The sequence below is a fragment of the Streptomyces sp. ITFR-21 genome (assembly GCF_031844685.1).
Classification (GTDB): domain Bacteria; phylum Actinomycetota; class Actinomycetes; order Streptomycetales; family Streptomycetaceae; genus Actinacidiphila.
On record NZ_CP134605.1, the window covers coordinates 5,873,367 to 5,895,175 of the forward strand.

18 protein-coding genes are annotated in these 21,809 nt (G+C 73.4%); 13 read left to right on the forward strand and 5 right to left on the reverse strand.

What is annotated here, in order from left to right:
- The first annotated feature begins 5 nt into the window (after nucleotides 1-5).
- The 4 genes from hpnH to RLT57_RS26255 all read left to right on the forward strand — a co-directional run bounded on the left by hpnH (nucleotide 6) and on the right by RLT57_RS26255 (nucleotide 5,938).
- The gene (hpnH, locus tag RLT57_RS26240; RefSeq protein WP_311299718.1) at nucleotides 6-1,034 is read left to right on the forward strand and encodes an adenosyl-hopene transferase HpnH; all 1,029 of its coding nucleotides are present in this window, start codon (nucleotides 6-8) and stop codon (nucleotides 1,032-1,034) included.
- 135 nt (nucleotides 1,035-1,169) lie between these two features.
- Nucleotides 1,170-3,182, forward strand: a complete 2,013-nt coding sequence (dxs, locus tag RLT57_RS26245) for a 1-deoxy-D-xylulose-5-phosphate synthase (protein ID WP_311299719.1) — start codon at nucleotides 1,170-1,172, stop codon at nucleotides 3,180-3,182.
- Nucleotides 3,169-4,611 (forward strand): aspartate aminotransferase family protein, encoded by a 1,443-nt coding sequence (locus RLT57_RS26250; protein WP_311299720.1) that lies wholly within the window; start codon nucleotides 3,169-3,171, stop codon nucleotides 4,609-4,611. Before dxs ends, RLT57_RS26250 begins: the two co-directional genes overlap by 14 nt.
- Before the next feature lie 13 nt (nucleotides 4,612-4,624).
- Complete coding sequence (locus RLT57_RS26255; RefSeq protein ID WP_311299721.1) at nucleotides 4,625-5,938, forward strand: serpin family protein; 1,314 nt, start codon at nucleotides 4,625-4,627, stop codon at nucleotides 5,936-5,938.
- A gap of 98 nt (nucleotides 5,939-6,036) precedes the next feature.
- Here RLT57_RS26255 and RLT57_RS26260 read toward each other — a convergent pair whose 3' ends face one another.
- Nucleotides 6,037-6,870 carry a tyrosine-protein phosphatase gene (locus tag RLT57_RS26260; protein WP_311299722.1) on the reverse strand — a complete coding sequence of 278 codons (834 nt, stop codon included), beginning with the start codon at nucleotides 6,868-6,870 and terminating at the stop codon, nucleotides 6,037-6,039.
- Nucleotides 6,871-7,108: 238 nt separating this feature from the next.
- Between RLT57_RS26260 and RLT57_RS26265 the strand changes: the two genes are divergently transcribed.
- The gene (locus RLT57_RS26265; protein ID WP_311299723.1) at nucleotides 7,109-7,924 is read left to right on the forward strand and encodes an SGNH/GDSL hydrolase family protein; all 816 of its coding nucleotides are present in this window, start codon (nucleotides 7,109-7,111) and stop codon (nucleotides 7,922-7,924) included.
- Nucleotides 7,925-7,946: 22 nt separating this feature from the next.
- On the opposite strand, the gene RLT57_RS26270 is transcribed toward RLT57_RS26265, so the two are convergent.
- The gene (locus tag RLT57_RS26270) at nucleotides 7,947-8,402 is read right to left on the reverse strand and encodes an ATP-binding protein (protein WP_311299724.1); all 456 of its coding nucleotides are present in this window, start codon (nucleotides 8,400-8,402) and stop codon (nucleotides 7,947-7,949) included.
- Nucleotides 8,403-8,582: 180 nt separating this feature from the next.
- On the opposite strand from RLT57_RS26270, the gene RLT57_RS26275 reads away from it, so the two are divergent.
- The 4 genes from RLT57_RS26275 (at nucleotide 8,583) to RLT57_RS26290 (ending at nucleotide 11,537) form a co-directional block, all read left to right on the forward strand.
- Nucleotides 8,583-9,410: a helix-turn-helix domain-containing protein gene (locus RLT57_RS26275; protein ID WP_311300878.1), complete on the forward strand. Its 828-nt coding sequence runs from the start codon at nucleotides 8,583-8,585 to the stop codon at nucleotides 9,408-9,410.
- A gap of 105 nt (nucleotides 9,411-9,515) precedes the next feature.
- The gene (locus tag RLT57_RS26280; protein WP_311300879.1) at nucleotides 9,516-9,731 is read left to right on the forward strand and encodes a DUF397 domain-containing protein; all 216 of its coding nucleotides are present in this window, start codon (nucleotides 9,516-9,518) and stop codon (nucleotides 9,729-9,731) included.
- A gap of 82 nt (nucleotides 9,732-9,813) precedes the next feature.
- Nucleotides 9,814-10,620 (forward strand): SAM-dependent methyltransferase, encoded by an 807-nt coding sequence (locus tag RLT57_RS26285; protein ID WP_311299725.1) that lies wholly within the window; start codon nucleotides 9,814-9,816, stop codon nucleotides 10,618-10,620.
- 113 nt (nucleotides 10,621-10,733) lie between these two features.
- Nucleotides 10,734-11,537, forward strand: a complete 804-nt coding sequence (locus RLT57_RS26290; RefSeq protein ID WP_311299726.1) for an SAM-dependent methyltransferase — start codon at nucleotides 10,734-10,736, stop codon at nucleotides 11,535-11,537.
- Between the two features lie 45 nt (nucleotides 11,538-11,582).
- On the opposite strand, the gene RLT57_RS26295 is transcribed toward RLT57_RS26290, so the two are convergent.
- The gene (locus tag RLT57_RS26295) at nucleotides 11,583-12,611 is read right to left on the reverse strand and encodes a saccharopine dehydrogenase family protein (RefSeq protein ID WP_311299727.1); all 1,029 of its coding nucleotides are present in this window, start codon (nucleotides 12,609-12,611) and stop codon (nucleotides 11,583-11,585) included.
- A gap of 102 nt (nucleotides 12,612-12,713) precedes the next feature.
- Here RLT57_RS26295 and RLT57_RS26300 point away from each other — a divergent pair, with 102 nt between their 5' ends.
- The 3 genes from RLT57_RS26300 (at nucleotide 12,714) to RLT57_RS26310 (ending at nucleotide 16,496) form a co-directional block, all read left to right on the forward strand.
- Nucleotides 12,714-12,980 (forward strand): DUF5302 domain-containing protein, encoded by a 267-nt coding sequence (locus tag RLT57_RS26300; protein WP_311299728.1) that lies wholly within the window; start codon nucleotides 12,714-12,716, stop codon nucleotides 12,978-12,980.
- 132 nt (nucleotides 12,981-13,112) lie between these two features.
- Nucleotides 13,113-15,128 carry a M3 family metallopeptidase gene (locus RLT57_RS26305; protein ID WP_311299729.1) on the forward strand — a complete coding sequence of 672 codons (2,016 nt, stop codon included), beginning with the start codon at nucleotides 13,113-13,115 and terminating at the stop codon, nucleotides 15,126-15,128.
- A 165-nt stretch (nucleotides 15,129-15,293) separates the two neighbouring features.
- On the forward strand, nucleotides 15,294-16,496 hold the full coding sequence (locus tag RLT57_RS26310; protein ID WP_311299730.1) for an MBL fold metallo-hydrolase: 1,203 nt from the start codon (nucleotides 15,294-15,296) through the stop codon (nucleotides 16,494-16,496).
- A gap of 200 nt (nucleotides 16,497-16,696) precedes the next feature.
- On the opposite strand, the gene RLT57_RS26315 is transcribed toward RLT57_RS26310, so the two are convergent.
- Nucleotides 16,697-19,711 (reverse strand): glycoside hydrolase family 2 TIM barrel-domain containing protein, encoded by a 3,015-nt coding sequence (locus tag RLT57_RS26315; RefSeq protein ID WP_311299731.1) that lies wholly within the window; start codon nucleotides 19,709-19,711, stop codon nucleotides 16,697-16,699.
- 464 nt (nucleotides 19,712-20,175) lie between these two features.
- On the opposite strand from RLT57_RS26315, the gene RLT57_RS26320 reads away from it, so the two are divergent.
- A complete protein-coding gene (locus RLT57_RS26320; RefSeq protein WP_311299732.1) occupies nucleotides 20,176-20,802 on the forward strand; it encodes a hypothetical protein in 627 nt (208 codons plus the stop codon).
- 548 nt (nucleotides 20,803-21,350) lie between these two features.
- Here RLT57_RS26320 and RLT57_RS26325 read toward each other — a convergent pair.
- Nucleotides 21,351-21,644, reverse strand: a complete 294-nt coding sequence (locus RLT57_RS26325) for a YiaA/YiaB family inner membrane protein (RefSeq protein WP_311299733.1) — start codon at nucleotides 21,642-21,644, stop codon at nucleotides 21,351-21,353.
- Nucleotides 21,645-21,809 lie beyond the last annotated feature (165 nt).

Sequence of the window (21,809 nt, forward strand, 5' to 3'; positions counted from 1 at the left end):
GCTAGATGGCTATGCCGCTCCGTCAGACCGTCCGCGTCGCGTCGTATCTCTTCGAACAGAAAATGGTCAGGCGACGCGAAAAGTTCCCGCTGATCGTCGAACTCGAACCGCTCTTCGCCTGCAACCTCAAGTGCGAGGGCTGTGGCAAGATCCAGCACCCGGCCGGAGTGCTGAAGCAGCGCATGCCGGTGGCCCAGGCCGTCGGCGCGGTGCTGGAGTCGGGTGCGCCGATGGTCTCCATCGCGGGCGGCGAGCCGCTGATGCACCCCCAGATCGACGAGATCGTGCGTCAGCTGGTCAAGCGCAAGAAGTACGTGTTCCTGTGCACCAACGCGCTGCTGCTCCGCAAGAAGATGGACAAATTCACCCCGTCGCCCTATTTCGCGTTCACCGTGCACATCGACGGCATGCGCGAGCGGCACGACGAGTCGGTGGCGAAGGAAGGCACCTTCGACGAGGCGGTGGAGGCCATCAAGGAGGCCAAGCGCCGCGGCTTCCGGGTGACCACCAACTCCACGTTCTTCAACACCGACACCCCGCAGACGATCATCGAGGTGCTCAACTTCCTCAATGACGAGCTCGAGGTCGACGAGATGATGCTGTCGCCCGCGTACGCCTACGAGAAGGCCCCCGACCAGGAGCACTTCCTGGGCGTGGAGCAGACCCGTGAGCTGTTCAAGAAGGCGTTCGGCGACGGCAACCGCCGCAAGTGGCGGCTCAACCACTCCCCGCTCTTCCTGGACTTCCTGGAGGGCAAGGCCGACTTCCCGTGCACCGCGTGGGCCATCCCCAACTACTCCCTCTTCGGCTGGCAGCGCCCCTGCTACCTGATGGCGGACGGGTACGTGCCCACGTACGACGAGCTGATCGAGAAGACCGACTGGGACAAGTACGGTCGCGGCAAGGACGACCGCTGCGACAACTGCATGGCGCACTGCGGCTACGAGCCCACCGCCGTACTGGCCACCATGGGCTCCCTGAAGGAGTCCATCCGCGCCGCCCGGGAGACCGTCGCGTCCAACCGCGCGAAGTGACCTCCCGATGAATCGCGGACGGGCCACCGGCGCGGCGTACGCGCCGTCGCCGGTGGCCCGTCCGCGTACCGTCGCAGGCCGGCGACAGGCGGCCGGCGATACGAAGCAATCCCGGCAGGGGAACGAGGTCCATACATGTCGATGCTGGAGAACATCCGAAGCCCCCGCGACCTGAAGGCGCTGCCCGACGGCCGGCTCGACGAACTGGCCGCCGACGTCCGCGACTTCCTGATCCGGGCGGTCGCCAGGACCGGCGGCCACCTGGGACCGAATCTGGGCGTGGTGGAGCTGACGATCGCACTCCACCGGGTCTTCGACTCGCCCGCCGACCGGATTCTGTGGGACACCGGCCACCAGTCGTACGTGCACAAACTGCTCACCGGCCGCCAGGACTTCTCCAAGCTCCGCAGCAGGGGCGGCCTGTCGGGCTACCCGTCGCGGGCGGAGTCCGAGCACGACGTGATCGAGAACAGCCACGCCTCCACCGTGCTGGGCTGGGCCGACGGCCTGGCCAAGGCCAACGAGATACGCGGCCGGGACGACCACGTGGTGGCCGTCATCGGCGACGGCGCGCTCACCGGCGGCATGGCCTGGGAGGCGCTGAACAACATCGCCGCCGCCAGGGACCGGCCGCTGATCATCGTCGTCAACGACAACGAGCGCTCCTACGCCCCCACCATCGGCGGCCTCGCCAACCACCTGGCGACCCTGCGCACCACCGACGGCTACGAGCGCTTCCTGTCCTGGGGCAAACAGCTGCTCCAGCAGACCCCCGTCATCGGCCAGCCGCTTTACGAGTCCCTGCACGGCGCCAAGAAGGGCTTCAAGGACGCCTTCGCGCCGCAGGGCATGTTCGAGGACCTGGGGCTGAAGTACCTCGGACCGATCGACGGCCACGACATCGAGGCGGTCGAGTCCGCGCTGCGCCGCGCCCGCCGCTTCAGCGGCCCGGTACTGGTGCACTGCCTCACCGAGAAGGGCCGCGGCTACGCCGCCGCCGAGCAGGACGAGGCCGACCGCTTCCACACCGTCGGCGCGATGGACCCGCTGACCTGCCGCCCGCTGGCCCCCGCCCAGGGCCCCTCCTGGACCTCGGTGTTCGGCCAGGAGATGGTACGGATCGGCGACGAGCGGCCCGACGTGGTGGCCGTCACCGCCGCCATGCTCCAGCCGGTCGGCCTGGCAGGCTTCGCCCGCGCCTATCCGCACCGGGTCTTCGACGTCGGCATCGCCGAGCAGCACGCGGCGACGTCCGCGGCGGGTATGGCCACCGGCGGTCTGCACCCGGTGGTGGCGGTCTACGCGACGTTCCTGAACCGGGCCTTCGACCAGGTGCTGATGGACGTGGCGCTGCACCGGTGCGGGGTCACCTTCGTCCTGGACCGGGCCGGCGTCACCGGCAGCGACGGCGCCTCGCACAACGGCATGTGGGACATGTCGATCCTCCAGGTCGTCCCCGGCCTGCGGATCGCCGCCCCGCGCGACGCCGACCAGCTGCGCGCCCAACTGCGCGAGGCGCTGGACGTGTCCGACGCGCCGACCGTCGTCCGCTTCCCCAAGGAGACCGCAGGCGAGCCGCTGCCCGCCGTGGGCCGGATCGGCGGCATGGACGTCCTGCGCCGCCCGGAAGAGGCCGGGGCGAGCGGCGTACGGGCGTCCGGGGACGAACCGGCGGCCGGCGACGTGCTGCTGGTCTCGGTCGGCGCGCTCGGCGCCACCTGCCTGGCGGCTGCCGAGCTGCTGGCCGCCCGCGGCATCACCAGCACGGTGGTCGACCCGCGCTGGGTCAAGCCGGTCGATCCCGCGCTGCCCGAACTGGCCGCCCGGCACCGGCTGGTGGTCACCGTGGAGGACAACGGGCGGGTCGGCGGCGTCGGCGCCGCGATCGCCCAGGCGCTGCGCGACGCCGAAGTGGACGTGCCGCTGCGCGACTTCGGCATCCCGCCGCAGTTCCTCGCGCACGCCGGACGCGGCGAGATCCTCGCCGACATCGGGCTGACCCCGGCCGGGATCGCCGGCCGGATCGGTGCCACCCTGACACGTGTCGCGGAACGCACCGGGACCGCCGACGTCCCCGGACGGATTCCCGCGCATACTTCGGTACGGATCCACCCACGCAAGGAGCAGGTGAACGATGACATCGTCTGACGCGACACCCGGGGCCGGGGCCGCCCCGGCGGCCGGCGGGCAGCCCAAGGGCTTCGATCTGGCGACGCTGCTCGCCGAACGCGGCGGCGAGCGCTACGACCTGCACTCCAGGCACCTCAACCACCAGCTGCCGCGGATGCTGCACACCATCGGCTTCGACAAGTACTACGAGCGGGCCGAGGGCGCCCACTTCTGGGACGCCGAGGGCAACGACTACCTCGACATGCTGGCCGGCTTCGGCGTGATGGGCCTGGGCCGGCACCACCCGGTGGTCCGCAAGGCGCTGCACGACGTGCTCGACGCCGGGCTGCCCGACCTCACCCGCTTCGACTGCCAGCCGCTGCCCGGCCTGCTCGCCGAGAAGCTGCTGACGTACTCCCCGCACCTGGACCGGGTGTTCTTCGGCAACAGCGGCACCGAAGCGGTCGAGACCGCGCTGAAGTTCGCCCGCTACGCCACCGGCAAGCCCAGGGTGCTCTACTGCACCCACGCCTTCCACGGCCTGACCACCGGCTCGCTGTCGGTCAACGGCGAGGGCGGCTTCCGGGACGGCTTCGCCCCGCTGCTGCCCGACACCGCCGTCGAGCTGGGCGATCTGGACGCGCTGGCCAAGGAGCTGAAGCGCGGCGACGTGGCGGCCCTGATCGTCGAGCCGATCCAGGGCAAGGGCGTCCACGCGGCCCCGCCCGGCTATCTGCCCGCCGCCCAGGAACTGCTGCGCAGGCACAAGGCGCTGCTCATCGCCGACGAGGTGCAGACCGGCGTCGGCCGGACCGGCGACTTCTACGCCTACCAGCACGAGGAGGGGGTCGAGCCGGACCTGGTGTGCGTCGCCAAGTCGCTGTCCGGCGGCTATGTGCCGATCAGCGCCACCCTCGGCAGGGACTGGATCTTCAAGAAGGTCTACTCCTCGATGGACCGGGTGCTGGTGCACTCCGCCAGCTTCGGCTCCAACGCCCAGGCCATGGCGGCGGGTCTGGCCACTTTGTCGGTGATGGACGACGAGCAGGTGGTGGCCGGCGCCCGCCGCAACGGCGACCTGCTGCGCACCCGGCTGGCCGCCCTCACCGACAGGTACGAGCTGCTCAAGGAGGTGCGCGGCCGGGGCCTGATGATCGGCATCGAGTTCGGCCGCCCCACGTCCCTGGGCCTGCGCAGCCGTTGGACGATGCTCCAGACGGCGCGAAAGGGCCTGTTCGCCCAAATGGTGGTGGTGCCGCTGCTCCAGCGGCACCGTATCCTCACTCAGGTCTCCGGGGACCACCTGGAGGTCATCAAGCTGATCCCGCCGCTGATCGTCGACGAGGCGGACGTCGACCGCTTCGTCACCGCCTTCACCGAGGTGATGGACGACGCGCACGGTGGCGGCGGTCTGATGTGGGACTTCGGGCGGACCCTGGTCAAGCAGGCGGTCGCCAACAGGTCGTGATCCAGGAGGCACTGTGGCCGATGGCGGGTACGACGCGGTGGCGGCCGGCGCGGCGGCCGGGAACACGGTGTTCGCCGGCACCGTGCTCGCCGTCAACGAACTGACCGCGCGCTGGGCGCGGGAGTCGGCTGTTCCGGGCGAGAACACCGTGCTCAGCGCCGTCGGCGTCTGGCCGCTGCTGGCCTTCCTCGGCGGCGCCGCCGAGGGGACCGCCCGGGGCGAACTGGCGGCCGCCCTGGGCGTGAGCCCGCCCACCGCGATCGCCAGGGGCCGGGAGCTGCTCGAAATCCTCGGCGCCCAGGACGGGTTGGCGGCCGCCCTCGGGGTGTGGACCAGGGACGAGGTCAAGCCGCGCGAGGAGTGGCTCAGCCGGCTGCCGCCCGCCGTCACCGGCCGCCTCACCGGCGAACCGGCCACCGACCGGGCCGCGTTGGACGCGTGGGCGGACCGCGGCACCGGGGGCCTGGTACCGCGGCTGCCACTGGAGGTCTCCGCGGAGACGCTGCTGGTGCTGGCCAGCGCGCTGTCGGTGCGGACCGCGTGGCGGCAGCCGTTCCGACCCGGCTGGATGCGGCCGGAGTCCGGCCCCTGGCAGCGGCGCGAACTGGCCGGGCTGCGGCGCCTGGACACCGACCTGGACGAGGTGGCCGTCGCCGCGACCCCGCGCGGGCCGCTGACCGTGCTGGCGGTGCGCGGCGACGGCGGCATCGACGTGCACCTGCTGCTGGGCGGGCCCGAGCAGGCGCCCGGCGCCGTCATCGAGGCCGGCACCCTCGCGCTCGCGGGGGCGTACGAGAGCGTGCCCGGCAGTCTGCTGCCCGAGGGCGACGCCGGACCCGGCGTGAAGGTCGGATACGTCGCGAGCCCGGTGCCGGAGGCGACACTGGCGGTGAGCACCCCCGCGTTCACCGTCGGCGCCGACCACGACCTGCTGGCCCGCGCGGAGCTGTTCGGCCTGGTCGGCGCCGCGGACCCCGGGCAGGGCCACTTCCCGGGGATCAGCGACATCCCGCTGGCGGTCGGCCAGGCCCGGCAGGCGGTGACCGCCGCCTTCCGGGCGGAGGGCTTCGAGGCGGCCGCGGTGACCGCGTTCGCACTGGCCGCCGGGGGAGCGGCGCCGCGGGAACGGGCCAGGACCGTCTCGGTCGACTTCGAGCGGCCGTTCGGCTTCCTCGCCGTCCACCGGACCAGCGGCCTGGTACTGGCCGCCGGCTGGGTGGCCGAACCCGAGCAGGCCGTGCTGCGGGGCGGCGGACCGCCCTGGCCGGCGGCGAGGGAGACCCAAAACGCGCGGGACGCGGCGGCCGAGGAGGACGGCGGGTGGTGAGCCGGCCCCGCGTGCCGCGGCGGGCCCCCTCGCGTACCGCCCGCCCCCGCCGCGGGAAGCGCGCCTTCCCGCCGCCGGCGACCCCGTCCGGCGCCCGGTCAGTTGGTGAGCAGCCGCTCCCGGAGCCGCTCGCGCCGCTCCGGGGTCAGGCCCAGGCCCTCCTCCAGGTAGCGGTCCACCGAGCCCCACCGCTCGTCGACGGTGTCGAAGGCCGTCCGCAGGTACTCCACCCGGGCCTCGAACAGGGCCCCGATGAGCGCCGCGACCTCCGGGTCGATCGCCGCGCCGGTGGTGCCGTCGCCGCGCACCACCTTGTAGCGGCGCCCTCGGGCGTTGCTCTTGAGGTAGTCCGCCTCGATCGCGGACCGCTCGACACCGAGCGCCAGCAGGATGATCGCCATGGCCGTACCCGCCCGGTCCTTGCCCGCCGCGCAGTGCAGCAGCGCGGGAACCGCCGGATCCCGCGGCTCGGAGAGCAGCGCCAGCATCCGGGAGTGCTCGCCGGTGCGCTCCAGGACCAGCCTGCGGTAGGCCGCGGCCATCCGGGCTGCGCCCCTGCCGCCGCCCAGCAGCTCGCGCAGCGTCGCCACGTCGCCGTCACGGACGGTGCGCCAGAAGCCGTGCCCCTCGGCGGGGTCGCTCAGCGGCAGGTTGAGGTTGCGGGTGCCGGGCAGCACCGGGTCCGGTCCCTCCAGCGCGATGTCGTTGTCGTTGCGGAAGTCGAAGACGGTGTGCAGGCCGAGCCCGGTGAGGAAGGCGGTGTCGGCGGCGGTGGCGTGGGCGAGGTGGCCGCTGCGGAACAGCACGCCCGGCCGGACCCGGCGGCCGTCGCGGGTGGGCAGGCCCCCGACGTCGCGGAAGTTGCGGACACCTGTCAGTTCGGGCTCCGGCTCTGGACCGGTCGGGGCGGACTGCCGCGCTTCCTGCGTCACCGGCGCTCCTCGTTCCTCGGTTGCGGCTGGGGCCGGGGGCTGGGGCCGGCCCTGGGGCAACGCCGACGATACGGCAGCGAGGTGACGTGGTACCGGCCGGTATGCGGCCGCCCGACCCGGTCCGACCCGGTCCGACCGTACCGGGCCCGGCCCGCCCGGCCCGGTGGTATGAATCACGCCGCGGTACCGCCTTCCTACGGTCGCGTAGGCCGGGGCCGCAGGAGCAGGATGGCTTGACGTGGCTGACGATACGCAGGCGGGCGGCAGGCCCGACGGCAAGAACGTGATCGGGTCGTACACCGCGGTGGGGGACAGCTTCACCGAAGGTGTCGGCGACCCCGGTCCCGACGGCACCTACCTCGGCTGGGCCGACCGGCTCGCCGTCCTCCTCGCCGACCGGCGGGCGCGATCCGCGCCGCCCGGCGACTTCCGCTACGCCAACCTCGCGGTGCGCGGCCGGCTGCTCGACCGGATCGTGGCCGAGCAGGTGCCACGGGCCAAGGAACTCGCCCCGGACCTGGTGACGTTCTGCGCCGGCGGCAACGACATCCTGCGGCCGGGCAGCGACCCCGACGCCATCGCGGAACGCTTCGAGGCGGCCGTCGCCGACCTCGGCTCGGCGGTCGGCACGGTGCTGGTCTGCACCGGCTTCGACACCCGCGAGGTGCCGGTGCTGCGCCATCTGCGCGGCAGGATCGCCACCTACACCGCCCACGTACGGGCCATCGCCGACCGCTACGACTGCCCGGTGCTCGACCTGTGGTCGCTGCGCTCGGTGCAGGACCGGCGGGCCTGGAGCCCGGACCGGCTGCACCTGTCGCCTGAGGGGCACACCCGGGTCGCGCTGCGGGCCGCCCAGGTGCTGGGTCTGGAGGTGCCGGCCGACCCGGACCAGCCGTGGGCGCCGGAGCCGCGGCGCCCGGCGTCGCAGGTGCGCCGGGACAACATCGTCTGGGCCCGCGAGCACCTGGTGCCCTGGATCGGGCGGCGGCTGCGCGGGGAGTCCTCGGGCGACGCGGTCGCGCCCAAGCGGCCCGACCTGCTGCCGCTCTAGCCCGACCCGATGCCGGGGAAAGTCAAGGCGCGTGGTGCGGGGCCAGTTCGGCCCACACCACGCGCCCGGTACCGCCGTCTGCCGGGTCCGATCCCCAGGCCAGCGAGAGCACGCTCACCAGGAGCAGCCCGCGCCCGCCTTCCTCGTCGGCTTCGGCGGCACAGGGCTCGGGGACCCCGGTTCCCCTGCCCTGGTCGGTGATCTCCAGCCGGACGACCGCACCGCAGACCTGCAACGCGCAGGTGATCTTCTCGCTGTCGGTGTGCCGTACCGCGTTGGTGAACAGTTCCGTCACCACGAGGCTGGCGTCGTCGCACAACTCCGGGTCGACGCCCCACTCGGTCAGGCACGCCCGGACGCGCCCGCGGGCGTCCGCCACGGACGCACTGAGCGCGGGCAGCCGGAACACGTCGCGGCGGCCGGGGTAGCCGACGCCGTCCCGGCTGTCGTGCCGTACGGCGTCAAGTGAAGGAACCACGCCGCAACTATGGGGCCCGTGACGGACACATGGCAAGGTTCCGATCTGTAATTTGCAGAACCGCCTGGACGCGCTGTCGCCCGGCGCGGACGACATGACACACTGCTTGCCAGCCAAGGAAGTTGGAGGATGAGGCTCGTGATGGACCCGCGGCCGGGTGGTGCTCCGACCGTCCTGCGCATGGTGCTCGGGAAACGCCTCCAGGATCTCCGGGAACAGGCGGGCCTCAACTACGAGGAAGCCGGGCGCGCCCTCGACGTGACACACGCCACCATCCGCCGGATGGAAAAGGCGGAAGTGGGGCTGAAGCTCCCGTACGTCGAAAAGCTCCTCACCACATACGGCATAACCTCCGCCGAGGAGATCGGCGGCTTTCTCGCGCTGGCCCGCGAGGCCAACCGCCCCGGCTGGTGGCACAGTTTCCGCGATGTGCTGCCCGACTGGTTCAGCGCCTTCGTCAGCCTCGAAGGCGAAGCCGCCGTCATCCGCGCCTACGAACCGCACTACGTCCCCGGTCTGCTGCAGACTCCCGACTACGCCCGCGCCGTGCTGCGCGCCGGGATGCCGCACGCGGCCCCGGAGGAGATCGACCGGCTGGTCACCCTGCGCATCGAGCGCCAGGCGCTGCTCCGGCGCCGTGAGGCGCCGCCGCTGCTGTGGGTCGTGATGGACGAGACGGTACTGCGCCGGCGGATCGGCGGGCGGGCGGTCATGCGCGACCAGATCGACGCCCTGATGGACGCCACCGAACAGGTCAACGTACGGCTGCAGGTGATCCCGTTCGCCGCGGGGCCGCACCCGGCCATGTACGGGCCGTTCCACATCTTCCGGTTCCACCTCCAGGAAATCCCCGACATCGCGTACGCCGAGAGCCTGGTCGGCGGCGTCTATTTCGACGAACGGGACGACGTGTCGACCTTCCTGGAGGCACTTGACCGGATGTGCGCGCAGGCCGCGCCGGCACAGAGCACCAAAGCCATCCTCGATGGCATGCGCAAGGAGATCTGAACCATGGATCGCATCACCAACGACCGCGGGGACGCCGCTTTTTACGACGGCGTATACGCGTACGAGGACTTCTACGAAGCCGTGTACGACGGCGTTTACAATGGGATGCCCGCCACCGAACTGGGGGTCGACGGCTGGCGGAAGCCCTGGAGCGGTGGGAACGGCGGGTCCTGCGTCGAGGCGAAGAAGCTCAACGACGGACGGGTGGCGCTGCGGCAGTCCACCGACCCGCACGGTCCGGCCCTGATCTACACCAACCATGAGATCACCACGTTCATCCTCGGCGCCAAGGCCGGCGAGGCGGACTTCCTCCTCTCATGACGACACCCATCACCGCCCGCCGCACGCCGGGCGCGCACCACCAGCGGAACCAGCACCAGGCAGTGACGAAGCGGAGGACGGCGTGACCGACCAGGGATTCCCCGTCGAGGAGATCGACACCAGCCGGCCGCACCCGGCGCGGATGTACGACTACTTCCTCGGCGGCCGGGACAACTACGAGGTCGACCGCGAGGCGGCGCACGGCATCCTGGAGGTCGCCCCCGAGGTGCCGGCGAGCGCCCGCGCCAACCGCGACTTCCTCGGCCGGGCGGTCCGCTTCCTGGCCGAGAGCGGCATCCGGCAGATCATCGACATCGGTACCGGCATCCCGACCTCGCCGAACACCCACGAGCTGGCGCACGCCGTCTCGCCCGAGGTGCGCGTCGCCTACGTCGACAACGACCCGATCGTGGCCACCCACGCCGGCGCCCGGCTCACCGGCACCGGCAACACCGGCTTCTTCCTGGGCGACATGCGCGAGCCGCGTACCATCCTCGACCACCCCACCATCGGCAAGCTGATCGACTTCGACGAGCCGGTCGCGCTGATGCTGGTGTCGGTCCTGCACTTCGTCACCGACGCCGAGGACCCGGCCGGCATGATCGCCGCCTACCGGGACGCGCTGCCGCCCGGCAGCCTGCTGGTGCTCTCGCACGCCACCGGCGACTTCCACCAGGACCACGTCGGCGAGGTGCTGGAGATCTACAAGAGGGCCACCGCGAGCCTGACCGCCCGCAGCCACGCCGAGGTGAAGGCCCTCTTCGACGGCTTCGAACTGCTCGACCCCGGCCTGGTCCAGGTGCCGCTGTGGCGCCCGGACGGCCCCCCGCCGGAGCCCTCCGAGGTCCGCCGCATCTCGGTCTACGGCGGCGTCGGCCGCAAGCTCTGACCGAACCCCGGGGCCGCCGTCGGCCGACCGGCTTCCCGGCCTCCCCCGGCCCGTCCGGGGGAGGCCGACCGACTGAACGACCGGCCGGCGACCCGGCCAGAGCGGAGAACGGCGTGACCGACCAGGGATTCCCGGTTGACGAGATCGACACCAGCCGGCCGCACCCGGCGCGGATGTACGACTACTACCTCGGCGGCCGGGACAACTACGAGGTCGACCGGGAGGCCGCCCAACGCGTCATCGACCTGATCCCCGACATCGTCCCCGGGGCCCGCGGCAACCGGGAGTTCCTGCACCGGGCGGTCCGCTTCCTGGCCGACAGCGGCATCGAGCAGTTCATCGACATCGGTACCGGCATCCCGACCTCGCCGAACACCCACGAGATCGCCCGGTCGGTGGCCCCCGACAGCCGCGTCGCCTACGTCGACAACGACCCGATCGTGGCCACCCACGCCGGCGCCCGGCTCACCGGCACCGGCAACACCGGCTTCTTCCTCGGTGACATACGCCGGCCGCGTACCATCCTCGACCACCCCACCATCGGCAAGCTGATCGACTTCGACCGGCCGGTCGCGCTGATGCTGGTGGCCGTCCTGCACTTCATCACCGACGAGGAGGACCCGGCCGGACTGGTCGCCGAGCTGCGCGACGCGCTGCCCGCCGGCAGCTACCTGGTGCTCTCGCACGGCACCGCGGACTTCCACCAGGCCGGTATGCCCGAGGTCTTCAAGATCTACGAGAAGGCCACCGCCACCTTGAACCTTCGCCCGCGCACCGAAATCCTCGGCTTCTTCGACGGCTTCGAACTGCTCGACCCCGGCCTGGTCCAGGTCCCCCTGTGGCGCCCCGGGAAGGTGCCCACCCCGGAAGAGGTCAGCCGGGTCGGCTTCTACGGCGCCGTCGCCCGCAAGCTCTGACCGCGCCGCGCCGCCCGCCGCCCCGGAGCGGGCGGCCGGACCCGGTCAGCGCGGCGCCGCCACCGCCACCGTCACCCCGTCCAGCGTGCCCGCGAAGTCCGCGCCCAGCGCGCGCGACGGGGTCTGGAAGCCGGCCGGGAGCTCCGCGAGCCGGACCACGATCCGCAGGACCGCGTCCGCGGTCAGCCGGTACGGGCTCGGCCCGGTCAGCGTCGCGGTCACCGTGTTGCCCGCCGCGTCCCGGGCCCGCCCCCACACCTCGCAGCTGGAGGCACCCAGCGCCCGCTCGCCCGGCCCGCGCACCAGCCGCCCGACCGCGGCGGACACCGCGCCCCGCAGCGGCCCCAGCCTGAGCGCCCGGGTCGCGGCCAGCGCGGGCCCCGGCAGCGCGGTGTACGTGGTGATGTCGGGGATACCCGTCGAGTGGTACGCGGTGCTGACATCGCCCCACGGCACCGACACCACCGTGCGCGGCCCGGAGACGAAGCCCGCCCGCACCTGGCGGGAGCCGAAGGGCACGCTGCGGATCTCCCCGCCGGCCCGGATCCGGCCGCCCCCCACCGCGCCCTCCAGCGCCGTCCGCGCGGTACCCGGGCTCGGCCCGCCGCCGGTCAGGAAGGCCAGGTCCAACTGCGTCGCGTCCGGCAGCCGCGCGGCCAGCAGCGCCGCCACGCAGTCGGTCGGCACCACGTCGAAGCCCGCGCCCGGCAGCAGCGTCACACCGGCCGCCGCCGCTCGCGGACCCAGCGCGTACAGCGACTCGAAGACGTCGATCTCACCGGTGATGTCCAGATACCGGGTCCCCGTCTCGATACAGGCCGCCGCCATCGGCAGCGCGGTCCGCGCGAACGGACCCGCACAGTGCGCCACCGCGTCCACCCCGGCCAGCCCACGGCGTATCGCGGCCGGCTCGCTCAGCCCGAACACCCGGTGCTCCAGGCCGAGTTCGGCAGCAAGCGGCAGCAGCTTGGCGGCGTTCCGGCCGGCCAGCACCGGCCGCAGGCCCTGCGCGGCGGCGCGGCGCGCGATGAGGCGGCCGGTGTACCCGGTGGCGCCGTACAACAGCCAGGTCATGGGTGTGATCCTCCTCGGAGGTGGTGACCGGAACCGTACACGCGCCGCCTCGGCACGCGATATCGGGTGGGCGGTCGGCCCCGGACATGCGACGCTGGTGGTATGACCGACCCAGAGCACGAGGCCAGTGTGGCCCCTGACGCAACCCCCCAGGACGCCGCCGCGGCCGACGACCCCGAGACCGCGCCCCGCACACCGGAGCCGGCCGAGGACGAGGACGACGTGAAGCGGAAGTTCCGCGAGGCTCTGCTGCGCAAGCAGGGCGCCCGGCAAGGCGGCACCGCCGGCGCGGGCCCCGACCAGTCCAAGGTCCACGGCGCCCACGGCCGCGCCGGCGGCCCCCGCGAGTTCCGCCGCAAGAGCGGCTGACGGCGCCGGGCCCGCCCCGCCGGGGCCGGCCCGCCGAGACCCGCCGAGACCGACCGCCATCGTCCCGAGCCCGCCCGGCCCCCGCCGGGCGGGCCGTTCTCCGTCCGCGCCCCGCGGCGTAGGGTCGCGCAGGTGACGACGAACCCCCTGCTGTGCCCCAGCCCCCTGCCCTACCGGCTGCCGCAGTTCGCCGAGATCCGGGACGAGCACTACCTGCCCGCCTTCGAACACGCCCTGGCCGAGCACCTTGCGCAGGTGGAGGCCGTCGCCGGCGATCCCGAGCCCGCCACCTTCGACAACACGCTGCTGGCACTGGAGCGTTCGGGCGAACTGCTGGCCCGGGTCCGCGCGGTCTTCCACAACCAGGCGTCCGCGCACCTCACCCCCGCGCTGCGCGAGGCCGAACCGCGGATCAGCGCGATGCTCGCCGCGCACGACGACGCCGTGCACCTGAACGGACCGCTCTTCGCCCGTATCTCGGCGCTGTACGACGCGCGCGACACGCTCGGCCTCGACCCCGTCTCGCTGCGGCTGCTGGAGCGCTACTACACCGTCTACCGCCGGGCCGGTGCGGAACTGCCCGCCGAGGGGCAGCGGCGGCTGCGCGACCTGAACGCCCGGATCGCCGCCGCCTGCACCGCCTTCGGCCAGAACGTGCTGGCCGCCAACGCCGCTGACGCACTCGTCCTGGACAATCCCGCCCAGCTGTCCGGCCTGTCGCGCGCCGCCGTCGCCGCGGCCGCCGAGAACGCCCGCAGGCTGGGCCACGAGGGCCGCTGGGCGATCAGCCTGAAGAACTTCTCCAACCAGCCGGAGCTCGCCGACCTGGAGGACCGTGAGGTCCGCGCGCGCCTGCTCGACCTCTCCTTGAACCGCGCCAAGGACACCAACGGCCCGCTCGCCGTCACCATCGCCACCCTGCGCGCCGAACGCGCCGCCCTGCTCGGCTACGACAACCACGCCGCGTACGCCGTCGCCGACCGGACGGCCGGCCGCGCCGAGGCCGTCACCGACCTGCTGGCCCGGCTGGTCCCGCCCGCCGTCGCCGACGCCCGGCGCGAGGCCGACGCGCTGGCCCAACTCGCCGGCGGGCCGGTCGAGGCGTGCGACCGGGCCTACTGGTCCGGCCGGCTCCGCAAAGAGCGCCACGGCGTCGACGAGGCCGCGCTGCGCCCGTACTTCGAACTCGGCAAGGTCCTGCGCGACGGCGTCTTCCACGCCGCCCGCGAGCTGTACGGCATCACCCTCACCGAGCGCGCCGACCTGCCCGGCTACCACCCCGAGGTGCGGGTCTTCGAGGTCTTCGACGCCGACGGCAGCGGCCTCGGCCTGTTCCTGTGCGACTTCTTCGCCCGCGACTCCAAGCGCGGCGGCGCCTGGATGAACGCGCTGGTCGAACAGTCCGCCCTGCGCGGCACCCGGCCGGTGGTCGTCAACAACCACAACATCCCCAAGCCCGCCCCCGGCGAGCCCGTGCTGCTCACCCTCGCCCAGGTGCGGACCCTCTTCCACGAGTTCGGGCACGCCCTGCACGGGCTGTTCTCGGCCGTGCACCACCCCTTCTTCGCCGGTACCGCCGTGCCCAGCGACTTCGTCGAATACCCCTCCCAGGTCAACGAGATGTGGGCGCTGTGGCCCGAGGTCCTCACCCGCTACGCCACCCACCACGAGACGGGTGAGCCGATACCGGAGGCCACCGCCGCCCGGATGCGGGAGGCGGCCCGCTCCGGCCGGAGCTTCGGCACGGTCGAGTACCTCGCCGCGACCCTGCTCGACTGGGCCTGGCACACCCTGCCCGCCGGCGCCGACCCCGGCGACCCCCTCGCCTTCGAGGCCGCCGCCCTCCGGCGGGCCGGCCTCGACCTGCCGGCGATCCCGCCGCGCTACCGCACCCCCTACTTCACCCACGTCTTCAACGGCCAGTACAGCGCGGGCTACTACTCCTACATCTGGAGCGAGGTCCTGGACGCCGACACCGTCGGGTGGTTCGGTGCCAACGGCGGCCTGCGCCGCGCGAGCGGTGACACCTTCCGCCGCGAACTCCTCTCCAAGGGCGGCAGCGTGGACCCCATGCAGGCTTTCCAGGCCGTCCTCGGACGCCCGCCGAGAGTCGAACCGCTGCTGGAACGCAGGGGGTTGGCGGGCTGACCGGCGGCGCGGCGGTTCGGGCGTCCGGCTGTGCGGTCGTACGGCGGGCCGAAGCCGTACCAGGGGCATGACGCTGCGCGATGCCGGGGCCCACCCGATCTTCGGCGCCGCAGCATAATGGGACCGGCGAAAACCCGCCGCCCGACGAACTTGCCTGGAGGTCCCGTGACCGAAGCCGGCCGACCGCCGTCCCGCCTTGTGAAGTTGCGCCCCGCACCCTTCGGCGCGGACCCCGCCGGCGCCCGGCTGGAGCGCATCCTGCGCTCACCGAACTACGCGGACGGCGCCTTCGTGAACCCTGTCGGGGCCCGCAGCGTCCCCAGCGGCGGCCTGATCAAGTCGCTGCCGGCCAACCTCCGCAAGGAGGCCAGGCTGTCCCGCAAGCCCGCCCGCCCCATCCCCGTGCATCCCACCACCCTCGCCGACATCGCCGAGCCGCCCGGCTCCGGGCTGCGGCTGACCTGGATGGGCCACTCCTCGGTGCTCGCCGAGATCGGCGGCCGGCGGGTGCTGTTCGACCCGGTCTGGGGCGAGCGCTGCTCGCCCTTCGCCTTCGCCGGACCCCGGCGGATCCACCCCACCCCCGTACCGCTGGCGTCCCTCACCGGCCTGGACGTGGTGGTCATCTCGCACGACCACTACGACCACCTGGACATGCCGACGATCACCGCGCTGATCAGCGGCGACGTGCTGTTCGCGGTGCCGCTGGGCGTCGGCTCCCACCTGGAGCACTGGGGCGTACCGCCGGAGCGGCTGCGCGAACTGGACTGGAACGAGTCCACCGAGGTGGCCGGCCTCACCCTGACCGCCACTCCGGCCCGGCACTTCTGCGGCCGCGGGCTGCGCGGTCGCCAGCAGACCCTGTGGGCGTCCTGGGCCGTCACCGACGGCACCCACCGCATCTACCACAGCGGCGACACCGGCTACTTCCCCGGCTTCGCCGACATCGGCGCCGAGCACGGCCCGTTCGACGCCACGATGATCCAGATCGGCGCGTACAGCGAGTTCTGGCCGGACATCCACATGACCCCGGCCGAGGGCATGCGGGCGCACGTCGACCTGTCCGGCGGCACACCGGCCGGCGTGATGATGCCCATCCACTGGGGCACCTTCAACCTCGCCCAGCACCCCTGGGCCGAACCGGCCGAGGGCACCGTGGCCGCCGCCCGCGAGGTCGGCGCCGCGATCGCCACCCCTCGTGTCGGCGCGCCCTTCGAGCCCGCCGTCCCGCGGCCCGACGACTGGTGGTGGCGCGAGGTGGCCCTCCCGCCCGCCGGCGGCTGGCCGGCGTTCCCCCCGTCCGCGGCCTCCGACGCCACCGACCGGGACGACCGCGAGGGCGGCTACGAGGTCGCCCGGCCGAAGTAGCCTGCGGGGCCGGCCGATGTGGCCCGCGAGGCGGCCGGACCCGGCCGCGCTCCCGTCTGCGTCTGCCGCGTCTGCCGCGTCTGCTGCTTCTGCTGTGTCCGCGTTCGCGCCCGCGACCCGGTTCGCGTCCCCGCCCGGACCCCGGCCCGCGGGGGGCGGGCGGGGGAGCGCGGGGCCCGTCCGGCTGAGGGGCCGCGGGCCTACCGGGGTTCCGGGGCGTCGGGGGTGTCGGCGGCCGTAGCGGGTGCGGACGCGGGTGCGGACGCGGGTGCGGACGCGGTGGCTTCGGTGAAGGTGAAGGAGAAGGCGGCCGGGGCCGCCGCCAGGCGGAAGGCGGGGAGCACCTCAGGGCCGCAGGCGTGGCTGCCGACGCCGTGCAGCGCGTGGTCCAGGTGCAGCCACAGGGTCTCCTCGGCACGCAGCTCATGGGTGTGCCCGGCGGCGTCCAACGCCTGCGTGCTCCACGGCCGGACGGTCAGCCAGAAGGCCGGGGCGCCCGCCACCCGTATCCCCGCGCCGTCCGCGCCGCGCAGCTCCGCCCAGCGCACGTCGGCCCGCGCGCCGTTCTCCTGCGGGCGCACGTACGGCGTCTGCAGCGCGCCCACGGTGGCGCGGTAGCGGCCGATCCTGGAGGCCGCCCGGGTGTCCGGGTACGCCTCGCCGGGGCCGCCGCCGTACCACGCGACGGTGTCCAGCGCCGGCGGCAGCCCCATCCGTACCCCGAGCCTGGGCAGCGGCAGGTCCCAGTCGCCCTCCGGCGTCACCTGGACGTCCAGCCGCAGCCGGTCACCGGTCGCCGACCACGAGTAGACGGTAAGCAGCCCCAGCCCGGAGGCGGCGGGCGCGACGCGGGTGGCCACGGTCAAAGTATCCCCGCCGAAACCGACCCGCGCGATCCGGTGCCGCATCCGGTGCAGCCCCGACTCCCGCCACCGCCGGTCGAGTTGACCGTCCGGATGGATGTCCCGGCCGCGGTCGTTGTCGATCGGCGCCCGCCACACGTCCAGCACCGGACCCTGCACCGGAAGGCCGGCCAGCCGCGTCAGCCTGCCGCTCGCCGCGTCGAAGGCGCCGGGCCCCAGCACGATCACCCCGTCCCCGGCCCGCCGCGGGGTGTGCGGTCCGCCCCGGCCGGCCGTGGTCCGCCTGACGGGCGCAGGCCGGGGGGCCGCTTCGAACTGCGTCCAGGCCACCTCGTGCCCGGCGGGCGCCCACGCGGTGTCCTCCGCGAGCACCGCCCGTACCGTCCACCACGCCTCCGACGCGTCATCGGCGCCCGGTAGCCCTGACAGCCCCGGCAGCCCCAACTCCGCGCTCCCGCCCGGCCCGAGCGGTGGCACGGTCAGCCGCCCGCCGTCGCGGGCCACGCCGTCCTCCTCGTACACCCATCGGAACGCCAGCCCCGAAAGATCGGCGAAGTCATGGCGGTTGGTGACCGTCACGGTGCCGCGCCCGCAGTCCCCGGTCAGCCGTACCGGCTCGATCACCTTCTTGTACTCGACCAGCCTCGGCGAGGGCGTCCGGTCGGGGAAGACCAGGCCGTCGCAGACGAAGTTCCCGTCGTGCACCTCCTCGCCGAAGTCCCCGCCGTAGGCGTAGTACGCCGTCCCGTCCGCGGCCCTGCGCCGCAGCCCGTGGTCGATCCACTCCCAGACGAAGCCGCCCTGGCAGCGCTCGTAGGTCTCGAAGATCCGCTGATACTCCGTCAGACCGCCGGGCCCGTTGCCCATCGCGTGCGCGTACTCGCACAGCAGGAACGGCATGCCGCGCCGCCGCCGGTCCAACTCCGCGTCCGCCAGGGGTGGTTCGGCCCGCTGCCCGATCAACTCGGTCTCGGCGTGGTCGGTGTACATCCGCGAGTAGACGTCCACGTCGGCGCAGGACCAGTCCCCCTCGTAGTGGATCGGCCGGTCCGCGTCCCGCCCGCGGATCCACGACGCCATCGCGGCCAGCCCCCGCCCGGTGCCGCACTCGTTGCCCAGCGACCACATGACCACCGACGGGTGGTTCTTGTCCCGCTCCACCATCCGGGCCGCCCGGTCCAGCAGCGCGGGCGTCCACCGCTCGTCGTCCACCGGGTTGCCGCGCCAGCCCACCTCCAGGAAGCCGTGCGTCTCCAGGTCGCACTCGTCGACCACCCACATCCCGAGCTCGTCGCACAGGTCGAGGAAGGCCGGATGCGGCGGATAGTGGCTGGTACGGACCGCGTTGACGTTGTGCTGCTTCATCAGCAGCAGGTCGCGGCGCATCGTCTCCAGGTCCACCACCCGGCCGTGATCGGGGTCGAACTCGTGCCGGTTCACCCCGCGGAACAGGATCCGCCGCCCGTTGACCTTCAGTACCCCGTCCTGGACCGCCACGGTACGGAAGCCGATCCGCAGCGGAATCCGCTCGCCCTCGGTCGCCAACTCCGCGTCGTACAGCCGTGGCAGCTCCGCCGACCACGGCTCGACGGGCACCGTCACCGGCTCACCGGTCGGGATGTCCAGGCCCAACTCCGGTACGGTAACCGTCCCCCGGGGCTCGCAGTCGACCCGCAGCGTGCCGGTGCCGGTGGTGTGGTCGTAGTCGCAGTGCACGAAGAAGTCGGTGACCGAGCCCTCGGGCCGCTCGATCAGCGTCACGTCCCGGAAGATGCCCGGCAGCCACCACATGTCCTGGTCCTCCAGATAACTGCCCGACGACCACTGGTGCACCCGGACCGCCAGTACGTTGCCGCGCGGCCGCAGCTGCTCGCCCACCGCGAACTCCACCGGCAGCCGGCTGCCCTTGAACGTCCCCAACTCCACGCCGTTGAGCCAGACCCGGGCGCAGGAGTCCACCCCGTCGAACCGCAGCACCGCCGCCCCGCCCGGCCAGTCGTCCGGCAGGTCGAACATCCGCAGGTGGTCGCCGGTCGGGTTCTCCGTCGGCACCCGCGGCGGCTCGACCGGGAAGGGATAGCGCACATTGGTGTACGCGGGCCGCCCGTACCCCTGGAGCGGCCAGTGCGCTGGCACCGTCAGCACGTCCCAGCGCGAGGCGTCGTACCCGGGCCGCGCGAAGGAGTCGTCCTCGGCGGTCGCGGTCGCCGACAGCCGGAACCGCCAGGTCCCGCCGAGGTTCACCCGCCGCGCGTCCGACACCGACCACCAGGCCCGCGCGGGCACCGCTCCCGTGCCGGGCGACACGTCCTCGTAGTAGGGAAGTGTCCCGTCCGGCGGCGCCTGCTGCATCGTGCTGCTCCTCGGGTCCGCGGCCCCCGCGGCCTGCGGCTGCGCCGGCTCGGGGTGCCTTCTTGGGGAATTCTGGTGGTTCACGTCCGATTTTGCTCGGCTCCGCCCCGGATGGCCAGGCCGACGATCGGCGAATCGGCCCGCCGTCCGTACATTCTTTCGCAGGACGAAGGGGGAGGGGCGCACGGACCGGGTCCGCCGTTCGTGTGGGTGTGGGTGTGGGTGTGGGTGCGGGTGCGGCGAGCGGCGTGCGGGGTGGCGGGCGCGCGGCTGCCGCGGTTCGGGACGGGGCGGCGGTACGGCGCGAGGTCCGGCGCCTGTACGGTCCGGCGGGCGGCGGTCACCGCGGCTCGGAGCGCTCCGCACCTTGCGGGAGCCGAACCGCCCCGCCGGGCCGGGTACTTGACCCGCTGACCGGCCCGCTGGGACCATGCCCGCCCTGGAGCTTTCGGGGGGATTCCGAGATGGCGCACACTCTTGTCCACGGCGTGGCGACGACCGCCGCCGGACCGATCTCCGGCCTCGGCGGCCGGTCGTCCTTCGTACTGATCGCGGCCGTGGTGGTGATCGTCGCCGGCATCGCCGTCCTCCCGCTGATCCTGGACATCCGCCAGGCCACCGCCTGGCGGCGGCAGATCACCGACCGGCTGATCGACCAGGCCGCCGCCGACCAGGACGTCCGGGACTTCCTGCGGGACCTGCGGGAGCCGCGCGGTGTCCGCGGCCTGACCCGCAGCGTCATCGCCCTGCTCATCCTGGCACTGGTCGGCTTCGCGCTCGCCGTGACGATGCTGTCCTCCGGCTCGGACTCGGGCGACCTGCGCAAGACCATCGTGACCTCGCTCATGACCGTGCTCGCCACCGTGGCCGGCTTCTACTTCGGCAGCCTCGGCGCCCAGAACAGCGCGGAGGACGCCCGTCGCCACACCGCGTCCCGCAGCGTGGCGACGGTGACCGGCGTCCCGGGCGCCCAGGGTGAGGCGTCCACGGTCTCCGCCGGCGCGGGCACGGACCCGTCGGGCGACACGATGGCCGGCGCTTCCCTGGACCCGTCCACCCTGCCATCGCCACCCGCAGCGGACCCGGACTGAGCGCGGCGGGCGAGCGGGGTGGGGGAGCGGGGGAGGCTGGCGGGCGGACCGCCGACCAGGGGCGAGCTGCCGCCAGGGGCGGCCGGAGCAGGGGCCGCGTGAACGGCGCCGTGAGCGGGGCCCCGCGAACCGGAGTCTGTGCGGGGCCCCGCGAACCGGAGCCGCGAGCGGGACGGCGTGAACCGGAGCCGCGTGGCGGAGCCGCGCGGCACGGTCTCGGGGCGCCGAGCACACTCCTGCGGGCCCTCGGCGCGGGCGATGGCGCGATCCTGGAACCGGACCCTTCCCGTATCGGATCAGCCCCACCGTCGCCGGATCGCACCCGTCCCGAAGCATCCCGCCGACGGGACCCCACACCCCACATCCCACATCACACACCCCACCCACGGCCCGGCCGCGGACGGGGCCCCGGACGCGGCCCCGAAGCCGCGCACGGACCCGAGCTCGGGTCTCCCCGCCAAGGGGGCGCGGACCGGGGGCCGGGGGCCGAACCCGGACGCGGCCCCGAGCGGGTCTTTCCGCCGGGGCCGCGTCCGGGCCGCCCGGGATCAGAGCCCGTCCACCTTGAACGGATCATGCTCCGTGAGCAGCTTGTCCAGCCGGGCCTGGTCTACCCGGCTCACCACCTGCCCGACCTCCTGCCGGTCCCGCACCACCTTCGCCAGCGTGAACGCGGCTGTCACCACGTACAGCAACCCCACCCCCAAGAACGCCCGGACCCATCCCTCCACGGGCAGATAGGCCACCCCCACCACCATCGCCCCGAGCGCCAGCCCGAACGAGATCGCGGCCTGCGCGGCATACGCCGCCGTCGTCTGCTGCTGAGCAATCACCTTCGACATAGCCCCACGATCCCCCGCCCGGCCCGCCCCCACATGAGTACCCCTACTCATCCCCTCTGAGCCCCCGGCCTCTGAGCCCCCGGCCCACCCCCGCGCCCCGCGAGCAACCACCCCTCGAGGTGCGCTACTCTTCTCATGCACGGTCACCCGGACCCACCACCCCGG

What these genes read in the sequence shown, in the direction of transcription:
- RLT57_RS26315 (WP_311299731.1), bottom strand. Translation starts at nt 19,711, where the DNA reads ATGCAGCAGGCGCCGCCGGACGGGACACTTCCCTACTACGAGGACGTG.
- dxs (WP_311299719.1), top strand. Translation starts at nt 1,170, where the DNA reads ATGTCGATGCTGGAGAACATCCGAAGCCCCCGCGACCTGAAGGCGCTG.
- RLT57_RS26280 (WP_311300879.1), top strand. Translation starts at nt 9,516, where the DNA reads ATGCCCGCCACCGAACTGGGGGTCGACGGCTGGCGGAAGCCCTGGAGC.
- RLT57_RS26300 (WP_311299728.1), top strand. Translation starts at nt 12,714, where the DNA reads ATGACCGACCCAGAGCACGAGGCCAGTGTGGCCCCTGACGCAACCCCC.
- RLT57_RS26275 (WP_311300878.1), top strand. Translation starts at nt 8,583, where the DNA reads ATGGTGCTCGGGAAACGCCTCCAGGATCTCCGGGAACAGGCGGGCCTC.
- RLT57_RS26295 (WP_311299727.1), bottom strand. Translation starts at nt 12,611, where the DNA reads ATGACCTGGCTGTTGTACGGCGCCACCGGGTACACCGGCCGCCTCATC.
- hpnH (WP_311299718.1), top strand. Translation starts at nt 6, where the DNA reads ATGGCTATGCCGCTCCGTCAGACCGTCCGCGTCGCGTCGTATCTCTTC.
- RLT57_RS26320 (WP_311299732.1), top strand. Translation starts at nt 20,176, where the DNA reads ATGGCGCACACTCTTGTCCACGGCGTGGCGACGACCGCCGCCGGACCG.
- RLT57_RS26250 (WP_311299720.1), top strand. Translation starts at nt 3,169, where the DNA reads ATGACATCGTCTGACGCGACACCCGGGGCCGGGGCCGCCCCGGCGGCC.
- RLT57_RS26325 (WP_311299733.1), bottom strand. Translation starts at nt 21,644, where the DNA reads ATGTCGAAGGTGATTGCTCAGCAGCAGACGACGGCGGCGTATGCCGCG.